Origin of the sequence: Corynebacterium vitaeruminis DSM 20294 (assembly GCF_000550805.1) — a bacterium.
Classification (GTDB): domain Bacteria; phylum Actinomycetota; class Actinomycetes; order Mycobacteriales; family Mycobacteriaceae; genus Corynebacterium; species Corynebacterium vitaeruminis.
Genome location: NZ_CP004353.1, coordinates 1,730,225 through 1,750,913 on the forward strand (window position 1 = coordinate 1,730,225; position 20,689 = coordinate 1,750,913).

The 20,689-nt window shown below is 66.1% G+C and carries 21 protein-coding genes; 11 read left to right on the forward strand and 10 right to left on the reverse strand.

Translation table 11 applies throughout. The features are described 5' to 3' along the window. Window positions 1–30 precede the first annotated feature (30 nt). Window positions 31–447 (forward strand): peptide-methionine (R)-S-oxide reductase MsrB, encoded by a 417-nt coding sequence (gene msrB / locus B843_RS07935; protein ID WP_025252972.1) that lies wholly within the window; start codon window positions 31–33, stop codon window positions 445–447. Window positions 448–539: 92 nt separating this feature from the next. Here the strand turns inward: msrB and hemQ are convergent, their stop codons facing one another. Further along, window positions 540–1,241: a hydrogen peroxide-dependent heme synthase gene (gene hemQ, locus B843_RS07940; protein WP_025252973.1), complete on the reverse strand. Its 702-nt coding sequence runs from the start codon at window positions 1,239–1,241 to the stop codon at window positions 540–542. 339 nt (window positions 1,242–1,580) lie between these two features. Here hemQ and B843_RS07945 point away from each other — a divergent pair, with 339 nt between their 5' ends. Together B843_RS07945 and B843_RS07950 are read left to right on the forward strand one after the other, a co-directional pair. Then, the gene (locus tag B843_RS07945; RefSeq protein WP_025252974.1) at window positions 1,581–2,195 is read left to right on the forward strand and encodes a DUF3000 domain-containing protein; all 615 of its coding nucleotides are present in this window, start codon (window positions 1,581–1,583) and stop codon (window positions 2,193–2,195) included. A 50-nt stretch (window positions 2,196–2,245) separates the two neighbouring features. Next, the gene (locus B843_RS07950; protein ID WP_025252975.1) at window positions 2,246–3,445 is read left to right on the forward strand and encodes an HRDC domain-containing protein; all 1,200 of its coding nucleotides are present in this window, start codon (window positions 2,246–2,248) and stop codon (window positions 3,443–3,445) included. A gap of 35 nt (window positions 3,446–3,480) precedes the next feature. Here the strand turns inward: B843_RS07950 and dxs are convergent, their stop codons facing one another. The 5 genes from dxs to dut form a co-directional block, all read right to left on the reverse strand. After that, window positions 3,481–5,460, reverse strand: a complete 1,980-nt coding sequence (gene dxs, locus B843_RS07955) for a 1-deoxy-D-xylulose-5-phosphate synthase (RefSeq protein WP_025252976.1) — start codon at window positions 5,458–5,460, stop codon at window positions 3,481–3,483. Between the two features lie 294 nt (window positions 5,461–5,754). Next, on the reverse strand, window positions 5,755–7,014 hold the full coding sequence (locus B843_RS07960) for a class I SAM-dependent RNA methyltransferase (RefSeq protein ID WP_038595396.1): 1,260 nt from the start codon (window positions 7,012–7,014) through the stop codon (window positions 5,755–5,757). Continuing rightward, window positions 7,014–7,727 (reverse strand): DUF3159 domain-containing protein, encoded by a 714-nt coding sequence (locus B843_RS07965; protein ID WP_025252978.1) that lies wholly within the window; start codon window positions 7,725–7,727, stop codon window positions 7,014–7,016. The genes B843_RS07960 and B843_RS07965 overlap by 1 nt, the downstream gene beginning before the upstream one ends. 25 nt (window positions 7,728–7,752) lie before the next feature. Beyond that, on the reverse strand, window positions 7,753–8,532 hold the full coding sequence (locus B843_RS07970; RefSeq protein ID WP_025252979.1) for a DUF3710 domain-containing protein: 780 nt from the start codon (window positions 8,530–8,532) through the stop codon (window positions 7,753–7,755). 71 nt (window positions 8,533–8,603) lie between these two features. Further along, window positions 8,604–9,041 (reverse strand): dUTP diphosphatase, encoded by a 438-nt coding sequence (dut, locus tag B843_RS07975; protein WP_404825231.1) that lies wholly within the window; start codon window positions 9,039–9,041, stop codon window positions 8,604–8,606. A gap of 150 nt (window positions 9,042–9,191) precedes the next feature. Between dut and B843_RS07980 the strand changes: the two genes are divergently transcribed. After that, window positions 9,192–9,680, forward strand: coding sequence for a DUF3093 domain-containing protein (locus B843_RS07980; RefSeq protein ID WP_025252981.1), 489 nt, complete (start codon window positions 9,192–9,194; stop codon window positions 9,678–9,680). Between the two features lie 55 nt (window positions 9,681–9,735). Here B843_RS07980 and B843_RS07985 read toward each other — a convergent pair whose 3' ends face one another. Both B843_RS07985 and B843_RS07990 read right to left on the reverse strand, forming a co-directional pair. After that, entirely contained in the window at window positions 9,736–10,029 is a 294-nt protein-coding gene (locus tag B843_RS07985) for a DUF4193 domain-containing protein (RefSeq protein ID WP_025252982.1), read from the reverse strand. Window positions 10,030–10,179: 150 nt separating this feature from the next. After that, window positions 10,180–11,079 carry an inositol monophosphatase family protein gene (locus tag B843_RS07990; RefSeq protein ID WP_025252983.1) on the reverse strand — a complete coding sequence of 300 codons (900 nt, stop codon included), beginning with the start codon at window positions 11,077–11,079 and terminating at the stop codon, window positions 10,180–10,182. Between the two features lie 116 nt (window positions 11,080–11,195). Here B843_RS07990 and ppgK point away from each other — a divergent pair, with 116 nt between their 5' ends. Further along, window positions 11,196–11,948, forward strand: coding sequence for a polyphosphate--glucose phosphotransferase (ppgK, locus tag B843_RS07995; RefSeq protein WP_025252984.1), 753 nt, complete (start codon window positions 11,196–11,198; stop codon window positions 11,946–11,948). Window positions 11,949–12,255: 307 nt separating this feature from the next. Then, complete coding sequence (locus tag B843_RS08000) at window positions 12,256–13,803, forward strand: RNA polymerase sigma factor (protein ID WP_025252985.1); 1,548 nt, start codon at window positions 12,256–12,258, stop codon at window positions 13,801–13,803. 124 nt (window positions 13,804–13,927) lie between these two features. On the opposite strand, the gene B843_RS08005 is transcribed toward B843_RS08000, so the two are convergent. Together B843_RS08005 and B843_RS08010 are read right to left on the reverse strand one after the other, a co-directional pair. Continuing rightward, entirely contained in the window at window positions 13,928–15,637 is a 1,710-nt protein-coding gene (locus tag B843_RS08005; protein WP_025252986.1) for a DEAD/DEAH box helicase, read from the reverse strand. After that, window positions 15,634–15,873, reverse strand: a complete 240-nt coding sequence (locus B843_RS08010; RefSeq protein ID WP_025252987.1) for a DUF3039 domain-containing protein — start codon at window positions 15,871–15,873, stop codon at window positions 15,634–15,636. Before B843_RS08010 ends, B843_RS08005 begins: the two co-directional genes overlap by 4 nt. A gap of 60 nt (window positions 15,874–15,933) precedes the next feature. Between B843_RS08010 and B843_RS08015 the strand changes: the two genes are divergently transcribed. The 5 genes from B843_RS08015 to B843_RS08035 all read left to right on the forward strand — a co-directional run bounded on the left by B843_RS08015 (window position 15,934) and on the right by B843_RS08035 (window position 20,619). Further along, window positions 15,934–16,437 carry a DUF3099 domain-containing protein gene (locus tag B843_RS08015; RefSeq protein ID WP_025252988.1) on the forward strand — a complete coding sequence of 168 codons (504 nt, stop codon included), beginning with the start codon at window positions 15,934–15,936 and terminating at the stop codon, window positions 16,435–16,437. 54 nt (window positions 16,438–16,491) lie between these two features. Further along, window positions 16,492–18,111, forward strand: a complete 1,620-nt coding sequence (locus B843_RS08020) for a DUF7782 domain-containing protein (protein ID WP_025252989.1) — start codon at window positions 16,492–16,494, stop codon at window positions 18,109–18,111. A 45-nt stretch (window positions 18,112–18,156) separates the two neighbouring features. Next, window positions 18,157–18,594, forward strand: coding sequence for a D-aminoacyl-tRNA deacylase (dtd, locus tag B843_RS08025; protein ID WP_025252990.1), 438 nt, complete (start codon window positions 18,157–18,159; stop codon window positions 18,592–18,594). 98 nt (window positions 18,595–18,692) lie between these two features. Beyond that, a complete protein-coding gene (locus B843_RS08030; protein WP_025252991.1) occupies window positions 18,693–19,682 on the forward strand; it encodes a sigma-70 family RNA polymerase sigma factor in 990 nt (329 codons plus the stop codon). 256 nt (window positions 19,683–19,938) lie between these two features. Further along, complete coding sequence (locus B843_RS08035; protein ID WP_025252992.1) at window positions 19,939–20,619, forward strand: metal-dependent transcriptional regulator; 681 nt, start codon at window positions 19,939–19,941, stop codon at window positions 20,617–20,619. Window positions 20,620–20,689: the final 70 nt, after the last annotated feature.

Below are 20,689 nucleotides of genomic sequence, written 5' to 3' on the forward strand. Positions count from 1 at the left end.
AATATTTAGAGCACCAACGAAGGACGTACCATGACCGACTTCACCCTTATCAGCGACGACGAATGGCGCAAGCGCCTTTCCAGCGAGGAGTACCGCGTCCTTCGGCAAGCGGGCACCGAGGCCCCGTTCATCGGCGAGTACACCGACACCACCACCGAGGGCGTCTACTCCTGCCGCGCCTGCGGCGCGGAGCTATTCCGCTCCACGGAGAAGTTCTCCTCCCACTGCGGGTGGCCCTCCTTCTTCTCTCCCCTGGCGGGCGACCGCGTCATCGAGCGCGACGACTTCTCCCTTGGACACCACCGCGTGGAGGTCCTGTGCGCCAACTGCCACTCGCACCTGGGCCACGTCTTCGCGGGCGAGGGCTACGACACCCCGACCGACCTGCGCTACTGCATCAACTCGATCTGCCTGACTCTGGAAGAAAAGCCGGTCGCCGATTCCTAGGTGCTTTGTGCAATCGCCGAAAACGCCCGCCGGGTTCCACGAGGGAATCCGAGCGGGCGTTTCGCTTATCCCCCTTCGGGGGACGAAAAGGATTAGGGCAGGACGTCGATAAGCGGGGCGATCTCGACGCGCTTGCCGGAGAAGAACGGGATCTCCTCGCGCACGTGCAGGCGGGCCTCCGTGTAGCGCATCTTGTGCATGAGGTCGACGGTGCGGTGCAGCTCGGGCGCCTCGAAGGCGAGGATCCACTCGTAGTCACCGAGCGCGAAAGCGGGAACGGTGTTCGCGCGCACGTCCGGGAAGTCGCGGGCGGCCTGGCCGTGCTCGGAGAGGATGCGGCGGCGCTTCTGCGGGTCCATGATGTACCAGTCGTAGGAGCGGACGAACGGGTAGACCGTCACCCACTGGCCGGCGTCCTCGTCCATGATGAAGCTCGGGAGGTGGGACTTGTTGAACTCGCTCGGGCGGTGCAGCGCGTTGCCGATCCAGGCGACCTCGACGAGCTGGCCCAGGGTGGTCTCGCGGCGGAAGGCGGCGAACGCCTTCTGGATGTCCTCGAACTCCTCGGCGTGCCACCAGATCATGAAGTCGGCGTCCGCGCGGAAGCCGGCAAGGTCGTAGATGCCGCGGACGGTGACCACGCCCTCCTCAGCCAGCTTCTCGAAGAACTCCTGGGCCTGAGCCTTGATCTCGGCCCGCTCGGTGCCGATCGCACCCGGGATAGCCCGGAACACAGCCCACTGCGTGTAACGCTGCATGCTGTTGAGTTCCTCGAAGTTGAGCTTTTCTGCCATGTGAATGTCCTTTCCACCCACTCGAACGTCCAAGAAGTGGCCTCGTGCTTGCCGACGGGCCACGCGCCCACACCGGGCGCGATAGGCGGGCTGCTCCCGCCTTTCGGGTTTCCTACCCTCCTGCGCCCTGTGGCGTTTCTCGGGGCTCCGATCAACTACTTGGGCGAGGTGCGATATACACCATTAGTTGGATAGCAACAGTAGGATATCCTACCCCACCTTGTACCCGACTGGGCCCCGCGACCGCGCCGCCAGCCCCCGTTCGGCCCGTCGAGACGCCGAAAGAATCTTCGGCGCGCCTAACTCCAAATGTCGGGACCGCATAGTTAGCTAGTCTTTGTGACCGAATCTCAAACGACGCCGACCAATCTCCACCGCTCGTCGGGGACCGAGAGCATCCCCGCGGACTTCTCGCGCGCGGTGGAATCGATGCACCGCGCCGAGTTGAGGCCTGAGATTTCCATCGGGACGATTCGCCCGCCGCAGCGCCTGGCACCCTTCAGCCACGCCATCGGCCTCGAGGTCGTTCGCGAGTCCGACGACAACCCCTCCCAGGACTCCGACGGCGACGCCTTCGGCAGGCTCATCCTCCTCCACGACCCCAACGCCGACGAGACGTGGGAGGGCGCCATGCGGCTCGTGGCCTACATCCAGGCCGACATGGAAGACGCCGTGGCCAACGACCCGCTGCTGCCCGAGGTGGCCTGGCAGTGGCTCACCGAGGGGCTCGAGCTCGCCGGGGCCAAGTACACCAACCTCGGCGGCACGGTGACCTCCACCGCGTCGGTGCGCTTCGGCGAGATCGGTGGGCCGCCGCGCGCCTATCAGGTGGAGATGCGCGCCAGCTGGACCGCCACGGACATCGACCTGGCCCCGCACGTCGAGGCCTTCTCCGCGGTGCTCGCCAACGTGGCGGGCCTCCCGCCGGAGGGAGTGGCTTCCCTCGGCGGCTAGACTTTAGGGGTCTATACAACTTTCCTACCGAGGACCGCATCCCTTCCGCCATGTCTTTCATCGCTCGTCGCCCCGCCGAGGGCACCCCTGCCCTCCTGCACACCGGCGAGGAGGTCGCCCGCGCCGCCGGCGCTCTGGGCGCCGGACATGGACCCATCGCCATCGACGTCGAACGCGCCGGTGCGTACCTCTTTCGCGACGAGGCCTGCCTCATCCAGCTGCGCCGAGAGGGGGCAGGATCCTTCCTCCTCGACCCCCTGCGCGCGGGCCAGGCGATCGAGAACGAGCTCGCGCCCGTGCTCAACGACGCGGAGTGGATCCTGCACTCCGCCACCTCGGACCTGCCCAGCCTCTTCGACCTAGGCCTGCGCCCCGCCGCGTTATTCGACACGGAGCTGGCCGGGCGGTTCGGCGGGTTCGAGAGGGTCAACCTCGCAGCCTTGGTCGACGAGTTCTGCGACGTCACGCTGCTGAAGCAGCACGGCAACGAGAACTGGTCGGTGCGCCCGCTGCCGCAGTCTTGGCTCAACTACGCGGCCCTCGACGTCGAATACCTCATCCCGCTCGCCGACGGCCTGCGCGAGGACCTCGACGCCAGCGACAAGCTCGACTGGTTCTACGACGAATGCGACTACATCGTCGATCGCTACCGCCACGGCGACCCGCACCCGACCAAGCAGTGGAGCGACACGAAGGGGATCTCGAGGCTGAAAAAGCGCAAGAGCCTCCAGATCGCGAGGCTTTTGTGGCAGCGCCGCTTCGACATCGCGCGCGACCGCAACATCGCGGTCTCCCGGGTGCTTAAGGACAAGACTCTCGTCGCCATCGCCGAGCAGGCTCCTCGCAGCTACCAGCAGCTCAAGCGGGTCCCCTTCTACAGCGAGCAGGTCCGCCAGCACGCAAGCGTCTGGCTGGACGTCGTGCGCGACGTAGAGCAGCAAGACCCCGCGGGCTTCCCGAGCCGCGCAGAGCTGCGCCCGGCAGAGGAGCTTCCCGACGTCAGGGCGCTAAAAAACCAGTACCCCGACACCTGGGAGTCGATGCAGGACGCCCGCGACATGGTCTACGACCTAGGCCGCGAGCTGGAGATTCCCGCGGAGAACATTCTCAAGCCAGCGATCTTAAAGACCACCATCTGGGAGGCGCGCGACGGCGGGGTGGACATCGCCCGCGCGCTCACTAGGCGCGGCGCACGGCGCTGGCAGGTGGAGCTGACGGCACCGATCATCGCCGAGGCGCTCGGCTTCTAGGCCGAGGGTGGCTTTCTCTCCCGGCTCCTCGTCGCTTACTGTGCGGGCACCTCGTCTGGGGTGTCCGCGGTGTCCTCGGTGTCATCTATGTCCGCGGGGTCCTCGCTGAGGGATTCCTCGCCGAAGAGCTCCTGGGCCCAGCCGCGGATCGACTCCGCGATGCCTGCCTCGTCGAGCCCGACCTCGGCCATGAGCTCCCCGCGGCTCGCGTGCAGCGGGAACAGCTCGGGGAAGGCGATGTTGCGCACGGGGGTGTCCACGCCCGCGGCGTTGAGCGCCTCGTTGAGCATCGAGCCGACGCCGCCGTGGATGACGCCGTCCTCGACGGTGACCACGAGGTCGTGGTCGTCCGCCATCGCGACGAGGCTCGGCGCGATCGGAACCACCCAGCGGGGATCGACGACGGTGACATCGAGGCCGTCGTTGACGAGCCCCTCCGCGACCGCCACGGCTGGCTGGGCCATCGCCCCGCAGGCGACGACGAGCACCGAGGGAGCATCGTCGCTCAGGGTCTCCTCGTCCTGGTAGAACAGGATATCCACGCCGTCGGCGAGGCGCTCCTTTTCCTCGATGACCGCGGGCAGGTTGCCCTTGGGGAAGCGAACGATGGTCGGCGACTCGATCTCCAGCGCCTCCCGGAACTGCTCGACCAGCTGCTCGCCGTCGCGGGGCGCGGCGACCCTGATGCCCGGGATGATCCCGGCCAAGGACATGTCCCACACGCCGTTGTGGCTAGCTCCGTCGGAACCGGTGACGCCGGCGCGGTCGAGCACGATGGTGACCGGAAGCCCAAGGAGCGAGACGTCCATGAGCAGCTGGTCAAAGGCACGATTCAGGAAGGTCGAGTAGATAGCGACCACGGGGTGCAGGCCGCCGAGCGCGAGGCCCGCCGCCGAGGTGAGCGCGTGCTGCTCCGCGATGCCGACGTCGAAGAAGCGTTCCGGGTAGGCCTTGCCGAAGGCCGAGAGCCCGGTGGGCCCAGCCATGGCCGCCGTGATGGCGACGATGTCGCTGCGCTCCCCGCCGACCGCGACGAGCTCCTTGGAAAACACCGAGGTCCAGCCGGGGCTCTTCGTCCCCACGGGCTCTCCGGTCTTCGGGTTGATGACGCCGGTGGAGTGCATGAGCTCGGCGACGTCGTTCTCCGCCGGGGCGTAGCCGCGGCCCTTCTCGGTGACGGCGTGGACGATGATCGGGCCGTTGTAGTCGCGGGCGTAGCGCAGCGCGGCCTCAATCGCCTTGAGGTTGTGCCCGTTGACGGGGCCCACATACTTCATGCCCAGCTCGGGGAACATCTCCGTGGGGATGACGGTGGACTTGACCCCCTCCTTGAAGGCGTGCAGCGCCTCGAAGGTGCGCTCGCCCACCCAACCCATGGACTTCAGCGTCGTCTTGCCGTGCTCCATGACGCGGTCATAGAAGGGCTGCATGCGCAGGTCGGCAAGGTTGTCGGCGAAGCCGCCGATGGTCGGGGAATAGCTGCGCCCGTTGTCGTTGACGATGATGACCACGTTGCGGTCCTTGCCCGCGGCGATGTTGTTGAGTGCCTCCCAGCACATGCCTCCTGTCAACGCCCCGTCGCCGACGATGACCACGGCCTGGCGGTCGGTCTCCCCCTTGATCTGGAAGGCCTTGGCGAGCCCGTCGGCGTAGCTCAGCGCTGCCGAGGCGTGCGAGGACTCGGTCCAGTCGTGCTCGCTCTCCGCGCGGCAGGTGTAGCCGGACAGGCCGCCCTTCTGGCGCAGGTTGTCAAAGTCCTCCGAGCGGCCGGTGAGGATCTTGTGCACGTAAGACTGGTGCGAGGTATCGAAGATGATGGGATCCTTGGGCGAATCGAACACCCGGTGCACGGCCAGCGTCAGCTCGACGACGCCGAGGTTCGGGCCCAAGTGCCCGCCCGTGGCCGAGACCTTCTCCACAAGAAAGTGCCGGATCTCCCCTGCCAGCTCCTCGAGCTCATCCGCCGAGAGTGCTTTCACGTCCGCGGGGGACTTGATGCGATTCAAAATACTCATGCTGGAAGCTCGAGCATCCTTTCCTGTTGGGACCACGGTGTATGGGCTGCTTGGGCCCTACCGGCAGGACGAGCGCGAAGCCGCCTACCCGGTCTCGCGGCACCACGTTATGCGCGGGCCGCCCTTCAAGGCCGGGGTCTTTGCAGCCCCACGGCCTCGTAGCTGCGAAAACTCATTTCGCTTTTAGCGTTGTCTACCCATATTACTAGGGCGGTTCATTGTTTAATGCATCGCGCGCGAAAAGGCGGCGAAAAGATGTTCGCCCACTTTCGTCGCGCGCCGCGCTCTGTGCTCTTAGGACTGGGCGGGGCGAAACAGCCCCACGGCCTCCATGTGGTGCGTGCCGGGGAAGGCGTTGAACAGCGCGAGCCTCTCAAGCTCGTATCCACGTTCGGTCCAGGTGCGCGCGTCCCTCGCGAAGGTCGCCGGATCGCATCCGATGTGGATGACCGCCTGGGGACCGCTGGCGGCGACCGCCTCGATCACGGCGGCGCCAGCCCCGACACGAGGCGGGTCGAGCACTACGACGTCCGCCTCGGGTAGCTGGTCGAGCGCGCCCTCCACGGTCGATGAGTGGAATACGACGCGGTCGGCGAGCCCGCCGGCTGCCGCGGCGGAGAAGGCCTTTCGTCCCGCCTTCGCAGCCTGCGGCGAGGTCTCCACGGAATGGACCAGCGAACCGGTGCCGAGGCCTTCAAGGATGGCCGGGGCGAACGCACCCACACCGCCGTAGAGGTCCCAGCCCACCGCGTGGTCTCCTCGCCGGGGGCTGATCTCAGCCTGGGAAATCCACTCGGCGATCAGCCGCGAATACGCCTCCGGGGCTTTTATGTGCGCCTGCCAGAAGGAGGCGGCGGGCAGCTCGAAGCGCACGCCGCCGACGGTCTGGGCGGCGAGGCCGCTTCCCTCGACGACCTTGGTCACCTTCTCGTTGCGGCGGCCACGCGGCGCGCGACGCACCTCGACCACGTGCCGGGCGCCTTCGTCGTCGCGCACGACCACGACCTCGCTGCCCGGGGTGAACTCCCGCGCGCCCTCGCCGACGATACCGTCGAGAAGCCCGTCGACGGCCTGCGTGCACGCGCGGTCCGTGACGATCTCGTTCGATTCCGACTTGCGCGTTCCGGCGTGCCCTTGCTTATCGACGCCAAGGCGAACGCGGGTGCGCCACCCCGAAGAAGGCTCAAGGTCGATGGCCTCGATCTCGGGGAAAGCCTCCAGACGGCTTAGGCGGCGGAGCTGGTCCTCCAGGATCGAACGCTTGAGCTCCAGCTCGCGGGCCGGATCGACGATGCCGAAGTCGCAGCAGCCTCCCCCCGCGGCCGCCGCGGGGCAACGCTCTGCCACGCGCATGGGCGACGGCGTGTCGATGCGCAGCGCCCTGCCGCGGGCGAAGCTCTTCTTCGACTCGGTGATCTCGGCGACCAGGTCGTCGCCGGGCAGTCCGCCGCGCACGAAGACTACCTTGCCGTCGTCGAGGGCGATTCCCTCGCCCCCGTGCGCGATCCTCTCGATGTGGAGCGCGACCTGCTGGCCCTTTTGCACTGCTGGCACTAGTGATCGTGGCCTTTCGTTTCTTGCTGAGGCGATTCGAGTTCGACCGCCGTGGGTTCACCGCTGCCCGGTTCTTCGGCTTCGGGCTCGAGGTAGGAGTGGGCTCGCCGAACCATGAGGACAGTGTATAGCGTAACCACGCCCGTCAGCGGCCACCCCATGAGCATGCGGGCGAGCCACAGGCTGGTCGTGTCGTCGGCGTTGTAGAGCCAATTCTGCACGAAGAACCGCGCCAAGAACGCGATTCCCCAGCCGACCGTGGCATAGGCATACGCCTTGCGGGCTGGCGCCACCGAGCGCCACCTCATCCCGTCGCCGTTGATGCCCTTCCAGATGACGCCCACGAGCGGCCACCGGACCAAGACGGAGGCGAAGAATGCGACGCCGTAGAGCAGCGACATCCAGATTCCGTACAGGAAGTAGCCCTTCACGTCGCCGGTGAGCCAGGCGATGGCCACGCAGATGGCCACGCCGACCAGCCCGGAGACGGCCGGCTGCACATTCTCTTTCCGAGCAATCCGCCACACGAAGATGGCCAACGCGAGCCCGAGCGAGGCGACGATCGCGCCCACCAGCCCCCACGCCTTGTTCGCGGGAACGAAGACCAGGATGGGGAGCGTGCTGGACACCAGCCCGCTGAGCCCGCCCATCTGGTCGAGCAGGCTGGGAGCGTCCTCGTCTTCGGAGGGCTCGGCGCTTCGCAGGGGCTCCATATTGTTATCGGTGGTCACTAGGCTGCTACTCGGTTTCCTTCGCGGGCTGGATGGTGGCTTGGGGCGAGGCGGCCTGGGCCGCCTGCTGGCGGCGCTGCATCTCCGCCTGGACTTGCTCGGCCAGCGGCTGCGGCAGAGCGACGGGCAGCGAGGTTCCCGCGAGGATGGGGTCGTCGTTGCGGTAGACGAAGGTGCGGGCGGTGATCTCGCGGGCGAGCGCGGTCATCTCCTCGGTGCTTTCCTTCGGGCAGGCGACTGTCATGCGCAGCATCCAGCGCGGCCCGTCGACGCCGATGATGCGCACGACACCGCCGCCGTCCTGCATGCTTCCCACGACCTCGCGGCCCCAGGGGCCGTGCTGGACCTCGACGTCGAGGCCGTCGTTGCGCATGGAGGCTGCGATGTCCTTCGTGGCCTCGCGCCACTGCCCCTTGGAAGCGGGTGCTGCGAAGGCCACCGGGGTCACGCGACCGTAGGGGGTGAGGATGTGGAGCATCTTCGGGCCCTCCGGACCCATCTCCACTTGGACCTCGGAGCCGTGCGGGAGCGGGATGACGACTGAGCCGAGGTTCAAGACGCCGGTGCCGAAATCGCTGAAGTCGAAGCTATTGAAGTCGACGCTGCGCCCGTCGAAGGGACCGGTATCGCCACCGACGGCGTCGTGGTCCGGGTCCTGGTCCGCGTCGTCGTCGAGGTCCACGTCAGAAGACTCATAAGCGGCGCCGACGCCGAGCTGGGTTTCCTCGGCGGGTGCTTCTGGCTCCTCGGCGTTCTTGTTCTTGCGTCCAAAAGGCCATACAGCCATGTGATTCTCCTTGGTACTTCGGTCGTCCCCAGCGGTGGGGAGCGCACTCATTCCTGATTCTACGTGGCGGGTCAGTTGATGCCCGTCGAACCGTGCCCCGAAGCGCCGCGCACAGTCTCGTCGAGCTCGTCGACCTCCACGAAGTCGAACAGCTCTACCTTCTGCACCACCAGCTGGGCGATCCGCTCGCCCTTCTCGATCGTGATCGGCACCGAGGGGTCGAGGTTGATGAGGCACACCTTGAGCTCGCCACGGTAGTCGGCGTCGATGGTGCCGGGGGCGTTGACGATGCTGAGCCCCTCCTTCCATGCCCGCCCGGAGCGGGGGTGCACCAGCCCGACCGTGCCCAGCGGCAGGGCGATCGCGATGCCAGTTCCGACCAGCACCCGCTGCCCCGGCTCGATGGTGACGGACTCCGTCGAGCACAGGTCCACGCCTGCGTCCCCGCGGTGCGCGCGGACGGGGATCACCGCGTCCTCGCTCAGCCTGCGGATTCGAATCGGCGGCATGGTGGTCAGGTCAGCCTCGTTCATCGTTGTCCCTTCTATGAAGTATGGAATTGCGGCGGGGCGCGGTTGACCCCGATCGTGGCTCTCCATCTTAAGTAGCCCCTTCCCCGTTACCCGAAAGTTGCACCCCGTGAGTTAAGATGGTGACTCGTGACGAATGCGAATGACGGGCAGAGCAAGATCCTCTACAGCGAGCGCCAATGGATCCCATGGTACTGGTGGGTCGCCGCCGCAATTGTCGTCGCACTGCTCACCGCGCAGTTCGCGATGAATCGTTCGGAGTATTGGCTGTACGGCCCGGCCATTATCCTGAGCATCGTCGCGGTCTGGATCCTGTACTCGATGTCCAAGACCCAGATCCGAGTCGAGGAGGATCCCGACGGCGTGCGCTGGCTCGTCTCCGGGCAGGCCAACCTGCCCAACAGCGTGGTCGACCGCGTGCTGGCGGTTCCGGCTTCCGCGAAGCGCAATGCGATGGGCCGCCAGCTCGATCCCGCCGCCTACGTCATCTCGCACTCGTGGATCAAGGAGATGGCCATGATCGTCCTCGACGACCCCGACGATCCCACCCCCTACTGGCTGGTGGGTTCCAAAGATCCCCAGGCCCTCCTCAAGGCCTTCTTCCCCCAGGTGAAATAGAAAAACTGCCGCGGCGTGCCGCGGCAGTTTCTTGCTTCAGGGCCCTCAACGCCTCTTAGGCGCAGTCGAGGCAGACGAGCGAGCCGTCGGGCTCGGTGTGCGAGATGCGGTTGCGCTTTTGCACCAGGAAGCAGACGGAGCAGGTGAACTCGTCGGAGCGGCGCGGCACCACGGTCACGTCCAGCTCCTCGCCGGACAGGTCCATCGTGGGAAGCTCGAAGGGCTCGACGATCTCCCCGTCATCGTCGATGTCGTTCTTAGACGTCTCGGCAGCCTTCAGGCCCTCGAGCGAATCGGTTTCAAGCTCGTCTTCAACTCGACGGCGGGGTGCATCGTAATCAGTTGCCATGATGCTGCTCCTTTTGGGGAATTCGGGAAGCACGGTGGGGACAGGCCTCAACGCGAAGCGTGTTGTTTTTCTCGTGGCGCATATTAAAGCAGAAAACTCAAAAAGTCACTCTCACACACCGTGCCCCCGCGGCGGGGGTAAGGAAGGCCCCTAGCCAGCCTCGAGCGTAGACAGGGATAGCTCCTGCGGGATCTCCCCCATGAGCTTGGAAAAGTCCTCCGCTATCCGGGGCCCGCAGGCCCACAAAAGGTTGGCGTCGTCGCCGCTTTGGGAGAGCGCGGGGGCAACGGCAACGGCACCCGACTCGCGCGCGATGAGCAGGCCAGCGGCGAAGTCCCAGGCGTTGAGCGCGTGCTCGTAGTAGGCATCCAGCCGACCCGTCGCTACGGCGCACAGGTCGAGCGCCGCGCTGCCCATGCGCCGGATGTCGCGCACGGTGGGCAAGATCGACTGCAGGATCTTTGCCTGCGCTTGCCGGCGCAACGCGGCGTAGCTAAATCCGGTGCCCACCAGCGTGGTCTGGAGGGTGTCCTCCTGGCTCGCCTGAAGCCGCCGCGGCTCGGCACCCTCCCCGAGCAGGTAGGCGCCCTGCCCCCTGGCGGCGACGTAGAGCTCCCTCGTGGCCACGTTGATGACGCACCCGGAGACCACCTCGCCGTCGCGGGCCGCCGCGATGGAGACCGCGTAGTTGGGGTGGCCATAGATGAAGTTGACGGTGCCGTCGATGGGGTCAACGATCCAGGTGATCCCGCTGATAGAGCTCGCGGCCGAACCCTCCTCGCCGATGAGCCCGTCCTGCGGGCGGGCCTCCTTGATCTTCTCGGTGATGAGGTCCTCGGCCAGCGAATCCACCACCGTGACCGGATCCTCGAGGGAGGACTTGGACTGCGAGAAGTCGCGGAGATCCCCCAGCTCGCGGCGCTTGTCCTGGATGACCTCCGCGACGTGGGCGGCGATGCCAATGGACAGCGAAAGAAGCTCGGCGGATTCGTCGGTGGACTGCTGGTCGCCGTCGGCGAGGAACGGCGGAAGAATGAACGAGTGCTCCATGCCCCCATTATGGTCGCAATCAGGCAGGTTACGCAGTGCTCCCGATCCGCCGAGAACGAAAACACGCATGCCCGAGTGCAAACGACGGCCGCAAAATCCGGTTATGCTCTAGTGTTATGACACGCATTGGTTTTGGAATCGATGTGGGCGGCTCTGGAATCAAGGGTGCCCGCGTCGACCTTGAGTCCGGAGAGTTCATCGGCGACCGCATCAAGATCGCAACGCCCCAGCCTGCAACGCCTGAGGCCGTCGCCGACACCATCGCCGAGATCCTTCGCATCGCGGAGTGGAACGGTCCCGTCGGGATCACCCTTCCGTCGGTGATCAAGAACCAAATCGCCCTCTCGGCCGCGAACATCGACAAGTCGTGGATCGACACCGACGTGCAGGCGCTTTTCACAGAGCACATCGGCGAGCGCGAGTACAGCGTGCTTAACGACGCTGACGCGGCCGGCCTCGCGGAAGTCGCCTACGGCGACCCGCGCGCAAAGGAGGGCGTGGCCATCCTGCTCACCCTCGGCACCGGCATCGGCTCCGCCTTCTTGGTCGGCGGCACGCTCTTTCCCAACACCGAGCTGGGGCACCTCATCGTCGACGGCAAGGAGGCGGAGAAGTACGCCTCCTCCGCCGCCAAGGACCGCGAAGAGCTGAGCTTTAGCCAGTGGGCCAAGCGCGTCTCCAAGATCCTCAAGGAGTACGAGCGCCTGTTCTGGCCGTCGCTGTTCATCGTGGGCGGCGGCATTTCCCGAAAGGCCGACAAGTGGGTGCCCAAGCTCACCAACGACACCCCGGTCGTGCCCGCGCAGCTTCGCAACCGCGCTGGCATCGTCGGCGCGGCGATGGCCGCGGAGTCGGGTATCAAGCCGTAGGCGTCGGAAAGCGGAATAAAAAACGCGCTCGCTGCGTACTTGTAGAGGCAGGTATGCAGAGGTCGACGCGACCGCAATTTGCCGAATGTTTTATAATGGCACTTTGTTTGCACACCAGTTAGACTGGCCGACTCCCTGCCTGAGCCCATGATTCGCGCCGCAGCGCGCGCGTGACCTCGGCTTTTGGGATTCGGTGGTGGAAGCGGAAGCAGCACCACAATCGTGTTTCCGCGTTGACGGGATCCCCTCTTTCCAAGGGGCATCCGGTCAAACATATTTGTTTTACTCTTAAGGCGAAAGGGCATTCGTGGCAGCCACTGAAAGTTCAGATTCCTCGGCAACCGCTCCTGCACGCAAGGCTGTGAAGAAGACCGCCAAGAAGGCGGCGCGCAAGGCCGCACCTCGTTCCGCAATGTCGGTCGAGGAGGTCGCTGGCGCCTCCGAGGTGGCCGCGCCCGCCGCTGACGCCGACCGCGCCGAAGAGGCCGCCCCTAAGAAGGCCGCGAAGACGACGGCCAAGAAGGCAGCGAAGAAGGCCGTGAAGAAGACCGCCAAGAAGGCGGTCAAGAAGACTGCGAAGAAGGCAGCCAAGAAGACTACCCGCGCGCCGAAGAAGGACGACACCAAGGCCAAGGGCGAGGACATCGTCGAGGACGAGGAGCTCGACGACGAGCAGTCGGACGACTTCGACATGGACATGGACGCCGACATCGAGGACGACTTCGACGACGACATGGACTCCGACCTCGACGATGACGACCTCTCGGGCATGGACGACGAAGACGACGAGGACGCTGACGACTCCGAGGACGACGCCGACGGCGACGAGGAGGAAGACGAGGACGACGGCTCCTCCGTCTGGGACGAGGACGAGTCCGCGGCGCTGCGCCAGGCCCGCAAGGACGCCGAGCTGACCGCGTCGGCCGACTCCGTCCGCGCCTACCTCAAGCAGATCGGCAAGGTCGCGCTGCTCAACGCCGAGCAGGAGGTGTCGTTGGCCAAGCGCATCGAGGCCGGCCTGTACGCCACCTACCGCATGGAGCAGATGGAGGAGGCCTACAACAACGGCGACAAGGACGCGAAGCTGACGCCCGCCGTCAAGCGCGACCTACGCGCCATCGCCCGCGACGGCCGCAAGGCCAAGAACCACCTGCTGGAGGCCAACCTTCGCCTCGTGGTCTCGCTGGCCAAGCGCTACACCGGCCGCGGCATGGCCTTCCTCGACCTGATTCAGGAGGGCAACCTGGGTCTAATCCGCGCGGTGGAGAAGTTCGACTACACCAAGGGCTACAAGTTCTCGACCTACGCCACCTGGTGGATCCGCCAGGCGATCACCCGCGCCATGGCGGACCAGGCCCGCACAATCCGCATCCCGGTGCACATGGTGGAGGTCATCAACAAGCTCGGCCGCATCCAGCGCGAGCTGCTGCAGGACCTGGGCCGCGAGCCCACCCCGCAGGAGCTGGCCAAGGAGATGGACATCACCGAGGAGAAGGTCCTCGAGATCCAGCAGTACGCCCGCGAGCCCATCTCGCTCGACCAGACCATCGGTGACGAGGGCGACAGCCAGCTCGGTGACTTCATCGAGGACTCCGAGGCCGTCATCGCGGTCGACGCCGTCTCCTTCACCCTGCTGCAGGACCAGCTCCAGGACGTGCTGCACACGCTGTCCGAGCGCGAGGCGGGCGTGGTCAAGCTCCGCTTCGGCCTTACCGACGGCATGCCGCGCACCCTCGACGAGATCGGCCAGGTCTACGGCGTGACCCGCGAGCGCATCCGCCAGATCGAGTCCAAGACGATGTCGAAGCTGCGCCACCCATCGCGCAGCCAGGTGCTGCGCGACTACCTCGACTAGCGCGCGAAAAAGGGGCCTCCCCGGGAAGTTTTACCCGGGGAGGCCCCTTTTTGGTGTCTCGGCCTGGGGCGGCGGATTTCTGGGGCTGAGATGCGTTCCCAGCCTCGGCCCTCCTACCCCGCGCTTACCAGCGGCGCAGGTAGTCGATGCGGGCGCGCAGCTGCTCGGCCGAGCACATCGCCGTGGGCGGGCCGCCGCACTTCTGACGCACCTCAGTGTGGATGGCGCCGTGGGGGCGGCCGGTGCGCGAGGCCGTGATCGACACGAGCGCGTTGAGCTCCTTGCGCAGCTGCGGGATCTCTTGGCTGGCCACCCGGTTCTGGGCGTCCTTGGTCCCCTGCGCCTTGCGCGCGGCCTCCTCCTTGCGGCGCCGTTCCTTCTCCGCGGCCTCGCGGGCGTCGAGCTGTTCGGTCTGGCGCTTGCGCAGGAGCGTGCGCATCTGATCGGCGTCGAGCAGGCCCGGAAGACCGAGGTAGTCGGCCTCCTCGGCGGAGCCCGCCACGGTGGCGGTGCCGTACTGGGAGCCGTCGTAGATGAGCGAGTCCAGCTCGGCCTCGGCGCCGATGGACTCGTAGCTTTTCAGGTCATCCTTCTCGGTCTCCTGCTTGTTCGCCTGCTCTAGGAGCTCGTCGTCCCAGCCCTCCTTGGGCCGATCGGGTTTGCCGAGGACGTGGTCGCGGGAGGTCTCCAGCCTGGCCGCGAGGTCGAGGAGGACGGGCACCGACGGCAGAAACACCGAGGCGGTCTCTCCCCTCTTGCGCGAGCGCACGAAGCGGCCGATCGCCTGGGCGAAGAACAGCGGCGTCGAGTAGCTCGTGGCGTACACGCCCACGGCGAGGCGGGGGACGTCCACGCCCTCGGAGACCATGCGGACGGCGACCATCCACTCGTCGTTGTTCTCGGAGAACTTCTCGATCCTTTCGGAGGCACCCGCCTCGTCGGAGAGGATCACCGACACGGGCGTGCTGGACATCTTGCCCAGGATCCTCGCGTAGGCGCGCGCGGTGGTCTTGTCCGTGGCGATGACCAGCCCGCCTGCGTCCGGGATGTGCTTGCGCAGCTGCAGCAGGCGCGTGTGCGCCGCGCGCAGGACCGCGGGGATCCAATCGCCCTTCGGGTCGAGCGCGGTCTTCCACGCACGCGCGGTCTGCTCGGCGTTGAGCGGCTCGCCGAGGCGGGCGGCGTACTCCTCGCCAGCGCTCGTGCGCCAGCGTGCCTCGCCGGAGTAGGCCAGGAACACCACGGGGCGCACCACGCCGTCGGCCAACGCGTCCGAGTAGCCGTAGGTGTGATCCGAGCGCGAGACGAGGTGCCCCTCGCCGTCCTCCTCATAGCGGACGAACGGGATGGGCGAGTCGTCGGAGCGGAACGGGGTTCCGGTGAGGGCGAGCCGGCGCTCAGCGTCGGAGTATGCCTCGCGGATGCCGTCACCCCAGCTCTTGGCGTCGCCGCCGTGGTGGATCTCGTCCATGATGACCAGCGTGCGCTTGGCCGTGGCCACGGCGCGGTGCTTGTACGGGTGCATGGCCACCTGGGCATAAGTGACCACGACACCGTGGTACTGCGGGTTCACCGCGGCGCTGTTGGTGAAGTAGGGGTCAAGCGAGAGGCCGACGCGCGCGGCCGACGCCGCCCACTGCACCTTGAGGTGCTCCGTGGGGACGACGACGATCACGCGGTCGACCGTCTTGTTTCCAACGAGCTCTGTAGCGACCCGCAACGCGAAGGTGGTCTTTCCCGCGCCGGGGGTGGCCACGGCGAGGAAGTCCTTCGGGTTTGTCATCAGGTATTTCGTGAGCGCCTTGCGCTGCCAGGCGCGAAGGTCCGAGCTCACTTCTTACGCAGTCCCTTATAGATCCGCTCGCAATCGGGGCACACGGGGGAGCCGGGCTTGGCCTGCTTGGTCACGGGGAACGTCTCCCCGCACAGGGCGACAACCATGCGCCCGGAGACCGCGGACTCGACGATCTGATTCTTCTTCACATAGTGAAAGAACTTGGGGGTGTCATCCCCCGTGAGGTTATCTTCCCTCACATCTGGGCGTTCAATAGTCTTCGTCGTCGTACTCACTTAACCTATAATGCACCACTTCGATGACGAAAGCACGCAAAGGGGCTAACGTAATACAGCATGGACTTCCACGACGAGCACACAGTTGAGCATGAGCCAGTTCACACTAGTGATGCAACCAAGTCCTCCGTACCGCGCAATAAATTCCTCCGGTTCTTCAGCGCGCGCCGCGCGCACCTGATCACCGACGCCAAGCGCAGCCCCGAGCAAAACCTGCAGCACCGCGAGCACATGTACAAGTGGCTGCAGGGCTCCCGCGTCCCCTTCCTCCTCGCCTCCGGCGTGGCCTACATGTGGATGCACAGCATCGTCTTGTCCGTCATCTTGTTCCTCATCTCTATCCCCCTGCCCTGGATCGCGGTGGTCGTGGCCAACGGTGTGGGCGAGCCGAAGGACCCGCGCTCCCCGGCGGTGTACAAGCCCGCCCTCAATCGTCAGATCATGGAGTACCAGCAACTCGGCGGTGCCCAGCGCGCCGCCCTCGCCGCGCCGCAGCAGCAAGACCCCCAGGCCTTCAAGGGGCAGGTCATCGATCACGACGCCACCGACGATCACGGCGAGTAGCCTGCCGGGGCCTACGATTGGGCTCGCCCCGCCGCGCCGGTAGGATCGTCCACTATGCGCACCCCACTCGGACACCTCACCCCTCAGCTCGTCGCGGCCTTTCGCGAGAACGACTTCACGGCCACCCGGGTCGCCGATTTTCTGGGTGAGCCCGTCATGAGCGCGCTCTACCGCGGCGAGCCCGGCGCGGTGCTCAGCCGACTCAAGCGGAACAAGAAGCCGCTCGCGATCCTGATCTCCTTCTTCCTCCTCCACCGGCCTACGGCGGTGGCCGAGCTCGAGGAGGTATTGGGCGCCGACCTCGCCCGGGACCTGTTCGGCACGGGGCTGGCGGCAACCGTTGGCAGCACCGCTGGCGACGTCGGCCGCCGCGTCAACCAGGCGACCCCCACCGCTGACGAGTTGGTCGTCCCCATGTTCGACGTGCGCCCGGTCACGGTGGCGGACGAGGATCGCTGGGTCTTCTCCGACCGCGACGCCTCCATAGTTTTCGGCCACATACCGGCCGAGAACCACGTCCTCGGCGTCGGCGCGGCAAGTGTGTCGCTCATGTCCACCACCCCGCGCACGCGGGTGGGCGAGGTCCTCGACCTAGGCACCGGCTCCGGCGTGCAGGCGCTCTCCCAGCTCCGCGCGGCGGAGTCGATTACGGCCACCGACTTTTACGGGCGCGCGCTCGACCTCGCGGAGGCGACCTTGGAGGCCGCTCTCAACGACCCGGTGGCGTCGCTCGACCCGCAGCTGCCAGCGCAGGCCCACGTGGAGCTGCTGGAGGGCTCGTGGTTCGAGCCGGTGGCGGGCAGGAAGTTCGACCGCATCGTCTCCAACCCCCCGTTCGTCGTGGGCACCGGGGAGATCCACCACGGCTACCGCGACTCCGGCCTCGACCTGGACGGCGCGACCGAGCTGGTCGTCCGCGGGGCGTGCGAGCACCTCAAGCAGGGCGGGATCGCGCACATCCTCGGTTCCTGGGTCCACGACGAGGTCTGGAACGGGTGGAGCCACACCATCGCCTCCTGGCTCCCCGACCGCGGCGTGCGCGCCTGGGTCTTGGAGCGCGACGTCGCCGACCCGGAGCTCTACGTGGGCACGTGGCTCAAGGACGAGAGCATCGACCCCCGCTCGCCCGAGGGGATCGCGCGCACCGAGGCGTGGCTGCGCCACTTCCAAAAGAATAAGGTGACCGGGATTGGATTCGGCTTCATCGCGATCCAAAAGATCGACGACGACTCCGACTCCGACGTCAACGTCGAGGTTCTCTCCCATCCGATCGACTCCTACATCGGCGACGAGATCGAGGAATACTTCCTGCACACCGGGTGGCTGCACGAGCAAAGCTACGACGACATCCTTGCGTCCCGCTTCCTCCTGCGCCCAGGGCTTGCCCTCGAGAACGTGAGCACGGCTGACGAGGATGCAGGCATGGGCTTTAGCCCGCGCGTCCTGCGGATCACCCGCACCGAGGGCCCCCGTTTCTCCCACGAGATCGACGAGCCCCTTTTGTCCATCATCTCCGGCCTGCACCCGCAGGGCCTGCCGCTCGGCGACGTCATCGACCTCTACGCGATGAGCGCCGGTTTCGACGAGGCCGAGCTGAGAAAGATCACGCCCTCCCGCATCATCGATCTTGTCCGTCACGGCGTGCTTCTTCCCGCCTCGCTTATCGACGGCTAAAGCTCGCAACCCACTCCCCCAATAACGAAAGGTCCTGAAAGCTCCATGAAAGCAGTGCTGGCCCGAGTAAGCAGCGCCAGCGTCACGGTCGACGGCGAGGTCGTCGGCGCCATCGAGTGCCCCGAGACCGGCGGGATCCTCGCCCTCGTCGGCGTGGGTGCTGAGGATTCGGAGGACGCCTGGCGCACGATGGCGCGCAAGATCGCGGAGCTGCGCATCCTCGAGGGCGAGCGCAACGTCCTCCAGGCGCAGGCGCCGGTGCTCGTGGTCAGCCAGTTCACCCTCATGGGGGCAACGGCCAAGGGGCGTCGGCCGTCCTGGTCCGCCGCGGCCAGGGGCGAGGTGGCCAAGCCCGTCATCGACAAGATCGTGGCCGAGCTGCGCGGCATGGGGCTGCGCGTGGAAGAGGGCCGCTTCGGGGCGATGATGAAGGTGGCCTCGGTCAACGAGGGGCCGTTCACCGTCCTCGTCGAGTGTGAATAGAACTACCTCCAGTTCACGGGCGATTTCTCCCTCGATGGAACTTTCGGAGGAGGTTCCCCGTTGGTAGGAAAGAGGCGCCACACAATAGGAGGTTGTACATGACAAGCCCTGCAGTTCATGAACCTGAAGCTGAGGAGATCGACCGCGGCAGCCGACGAGGCCAAAGCAATGACAATCCTTCCGCCGACCTCGTGAGGGTCTATCTCAACGGTATCGGCAAGACCGCCCTTCTGACGGCCGAGGACGAGGTCGAACTGGCGCAGACGATTGAGGTGGGGCTGTACGCAGAGCACCTGTTGGAAAACTCCCCGGAGCCGCTCACCCGCGCGATGAAGCGCGACCTCAAGGTCTTGGTCAAGGAGGGCCGAAAAGCCCGCAGCCACCTGCTTGAGGCCAACCTGCGCCTCGTGGTGTCGCTGGCCAAGCGCTACACCGGGCGCGGGATGCCGCTGCTGGATCTCATCCAGGAGGGCAACCTCGGCCTTATCCGCGCGATGGAGAAGTTCGACTACTCCAAGGGCTTTAAGTTCTCCACCTACGCCACCTGGTGGATCCGCCAGGCCATCACCCGCGGCATGGCGGACCAGTCGCGCACCATCCGCCTGCCCGTCCACCTGGTCGAGCAGGTCAACAAGCTCTCCCGCATCAAGCGCGAGATGTACCAGAACCTCGGCCGCGAGGCCACCAACGAGGAGCTGGCCGAGGAGTCGGGCATCGACGAGTCCAAGATCGAGATCCTGCTCCGCCAGTCCCGCGACCCGGTGAGCCTGGACATGCCCGTGGGCGCGGACGAGGAGGCGCCGCTGGGCGACTTCATCGAGGACTCCGAGGCGGCCGACGCCGAGTCCGCGGTGGTGGCATCGCTTCGCCACTCCGACATCCGCGACGTCCTCCAGACCCTAGAGCAGCGCGAGCAGGACGTCATCCGCATGCGCTACGGTCTCGACGACGGCGTCCCGCGCACGCTCGACCAGATTGGCCGCCAGTTCGGGCTTTCCCGTGAGCGCGTCCGCCAGATCGAGCGCGAGGTCATGAGCAAGCTCCGCGACGGCTCCCGGGCGGACCGCCTCCGCGAATACGCCTTCTAAATCCTCCTCCGAACCTGGCCCCCGCGGGCCGGGTTCTTTTTTGTCACCATAGATAACTATTACTTATACAAAATTGCGCTTCCCATATTTGCTACTATCATTGCAATCACCCACAGGTTCGCCACCCAGTCGGCGCACCTCGCGGGCTAGAATGTGGATAGTTATCTAGCAGTAAGTATTTATAGAAATGCATACACATGTGGCCCGTGGGTGCATTCGATGATGAAACGCGCGTCATTTAAGGAGAATTAGTCGAATGAAGGACTTGGTCGACACCACAGAGATGTACCTTCGCACCATCTACGAGCTGGAAGAAGAAGGCGTTACCCCCCTCCGCGCGCGCATCGCCGAACGGCTTGAGCAGTCCGGCCCCACCGTCAGCCAGACGGTGGCCCGCATGGAGCGCGACGGCCTCGTCGTCGTCGCCAGCGACCGCAGCCTGCAGATGACCCCCGCCGGCCGCGAGCTGGCCACCGCGGTCATGCGGAAGCACCGGCTTGCCGAGCGCCTGCTGACCGACATCATCGGCCTCGACATCCAGAAGGTCCACGACGAGGCCTGCCGCTGGGAGCACGTGATGAGCGACGAGGTCGAGCGCCGCCTCGTGGCGGTGCTCTCCGACGTCGACCGCTCCCCCTTCGGCAACCCCATCCCCGGCCTCAAGGAGCTCGGCGTGGACAAAGACACCGACGCCGAGCCGGGCACCCGCGCCATCGACGTCCCGGAGAACGGCCTGGTCGAGGTGACGATCGCGCTCATCAACGAGATCCTCCAGGTAGACTCCGAGCAGTTCTCCGCCCTGATGAAGGCGGGCATCACCGTCGGCACGACTTGCACCTTGGAGAACAAGGGCGGCCGCGTCTTCCTCACCCACGACGGCCACACGGTCGAGCTCGTCGATGACCTTGCTCACGCGGTCCGCGTCAACCTCGTTTAGAGTGTTAGCGTTAACATAAGAGATACGGACACGTCTCCCGCGCGCGTACGCCCGCGGAACATCGAGGAAG

What these genes read in the sequence shown, in the direction of transcription:
- msrB (WP_025252972.1), top strand. Translation starts at nt 31, where the DNA reads ATGACCGACTTCACCCTTATCAGCGACGACGAATGGCGCAAGCGCCTT.
- B843_RS08035 (WP_025252992.1), top strand. Translation starts at nt 19,939, where the DNA reads ATGAAGGACTTGGTCGACACCACAGAGATGTACCTTCGCACCATCTAC.
- B843_RS08015 (WP_025252988.1), top strand. Translation starts at nt 15,934, where the DNA reads ATGGACTTCCACGACGAGCACACAGTTGAGCATGAGCCAGTTCACACT.
- B843_RS08020 (WP_025252989.1), top strand. Translation starts at nt 16,492, where the DNA reads ATGCGCACCCCACTCGGACACCTCACCCCTCAGCTCGTCGCGGCCTTT.
- B843_RS07965 (WP_025252978.1), bottom strand. Translation starts at nt 7,727, where the DNA reads ATGGAGCCCCTGCGAAGCGCCGAGCCCTCCGAAGACGAGGACGCTCCC.
- B843_RS07970 (WP_025252979.1), bottom strand. Translation starts at nt 8,532, where the DNA reads ATGGCTGTATGGCCTTTTGGACGCAAGAACAAGAACGCCGAGGAGCCA.
- B843_RS07985 (WP_025252982.1), bottom strand. Translation starts at nt 10,029, where the DNA reads ATGGCAACTGATTACGATGCACCCCGCCGTCGAGTTGAAGACGAGCTT.
- B843_RS07950 (WP_025252975.1), top strand. Translation starts at nt 2,246, where the DNA reads ATGTCTTTCATCGCTCGTCGCCCCGCCGAGGGCACCCCTGCCCTCCTG.
- hemQ (WP_025252973.1), bottom strand. Translation starts at nt 1,241, where the DNA reads ATGGCAGAAAAGCTCAACTTCGAGGAACTCAACAGCATGCAGCGTTAC.
- B843_RS08030 (WP_025252991.1), top strand. Translation starts at nt 18,693, where the DNA reads ATGACAAGCCCTGCAGTTCATGAACCTGAAGCTGAGGAGATCGACCGC.
- dut (WP_404825231.1), bottom strand. Translation starts at nt 9,041, where the DNA reads ATGCCGCCGATTCGAATCCGCAGGCTGAGCGAGGACGCGGTGATCCCC.
- dtd (WP_025252990.1), top strand. Translation starts at nt 18,157, where the DNA reads ATGAAAGCAGTGCTGGCCCGAGTAAGCAGCGCCAGCGTCACGGTCGAC.
- dxs (WP_025252976.1), bottom strand. Translation starts at nt 5,460, where the DNA reads ATGAGTATTTTGAATCGCATCAAGTCCCCCGCGGACGTGAAAGCACTC.
- ppgK (WP_025252984.1), top strand. Translation starts at nt 11,196, where the DNA reads ATGACACGCATTGGTTTTGGAATCGATGTGGGCGGCTCTGGAATCAAG.
- B843_RS07990 (WP_025252983.1), bottom strand. Translation starts at nt 11,079, where the DNA reads ATGGAGCACTCGTTCATTCTTCCGCCGTTCCTCGCCGACGGCGACCAG.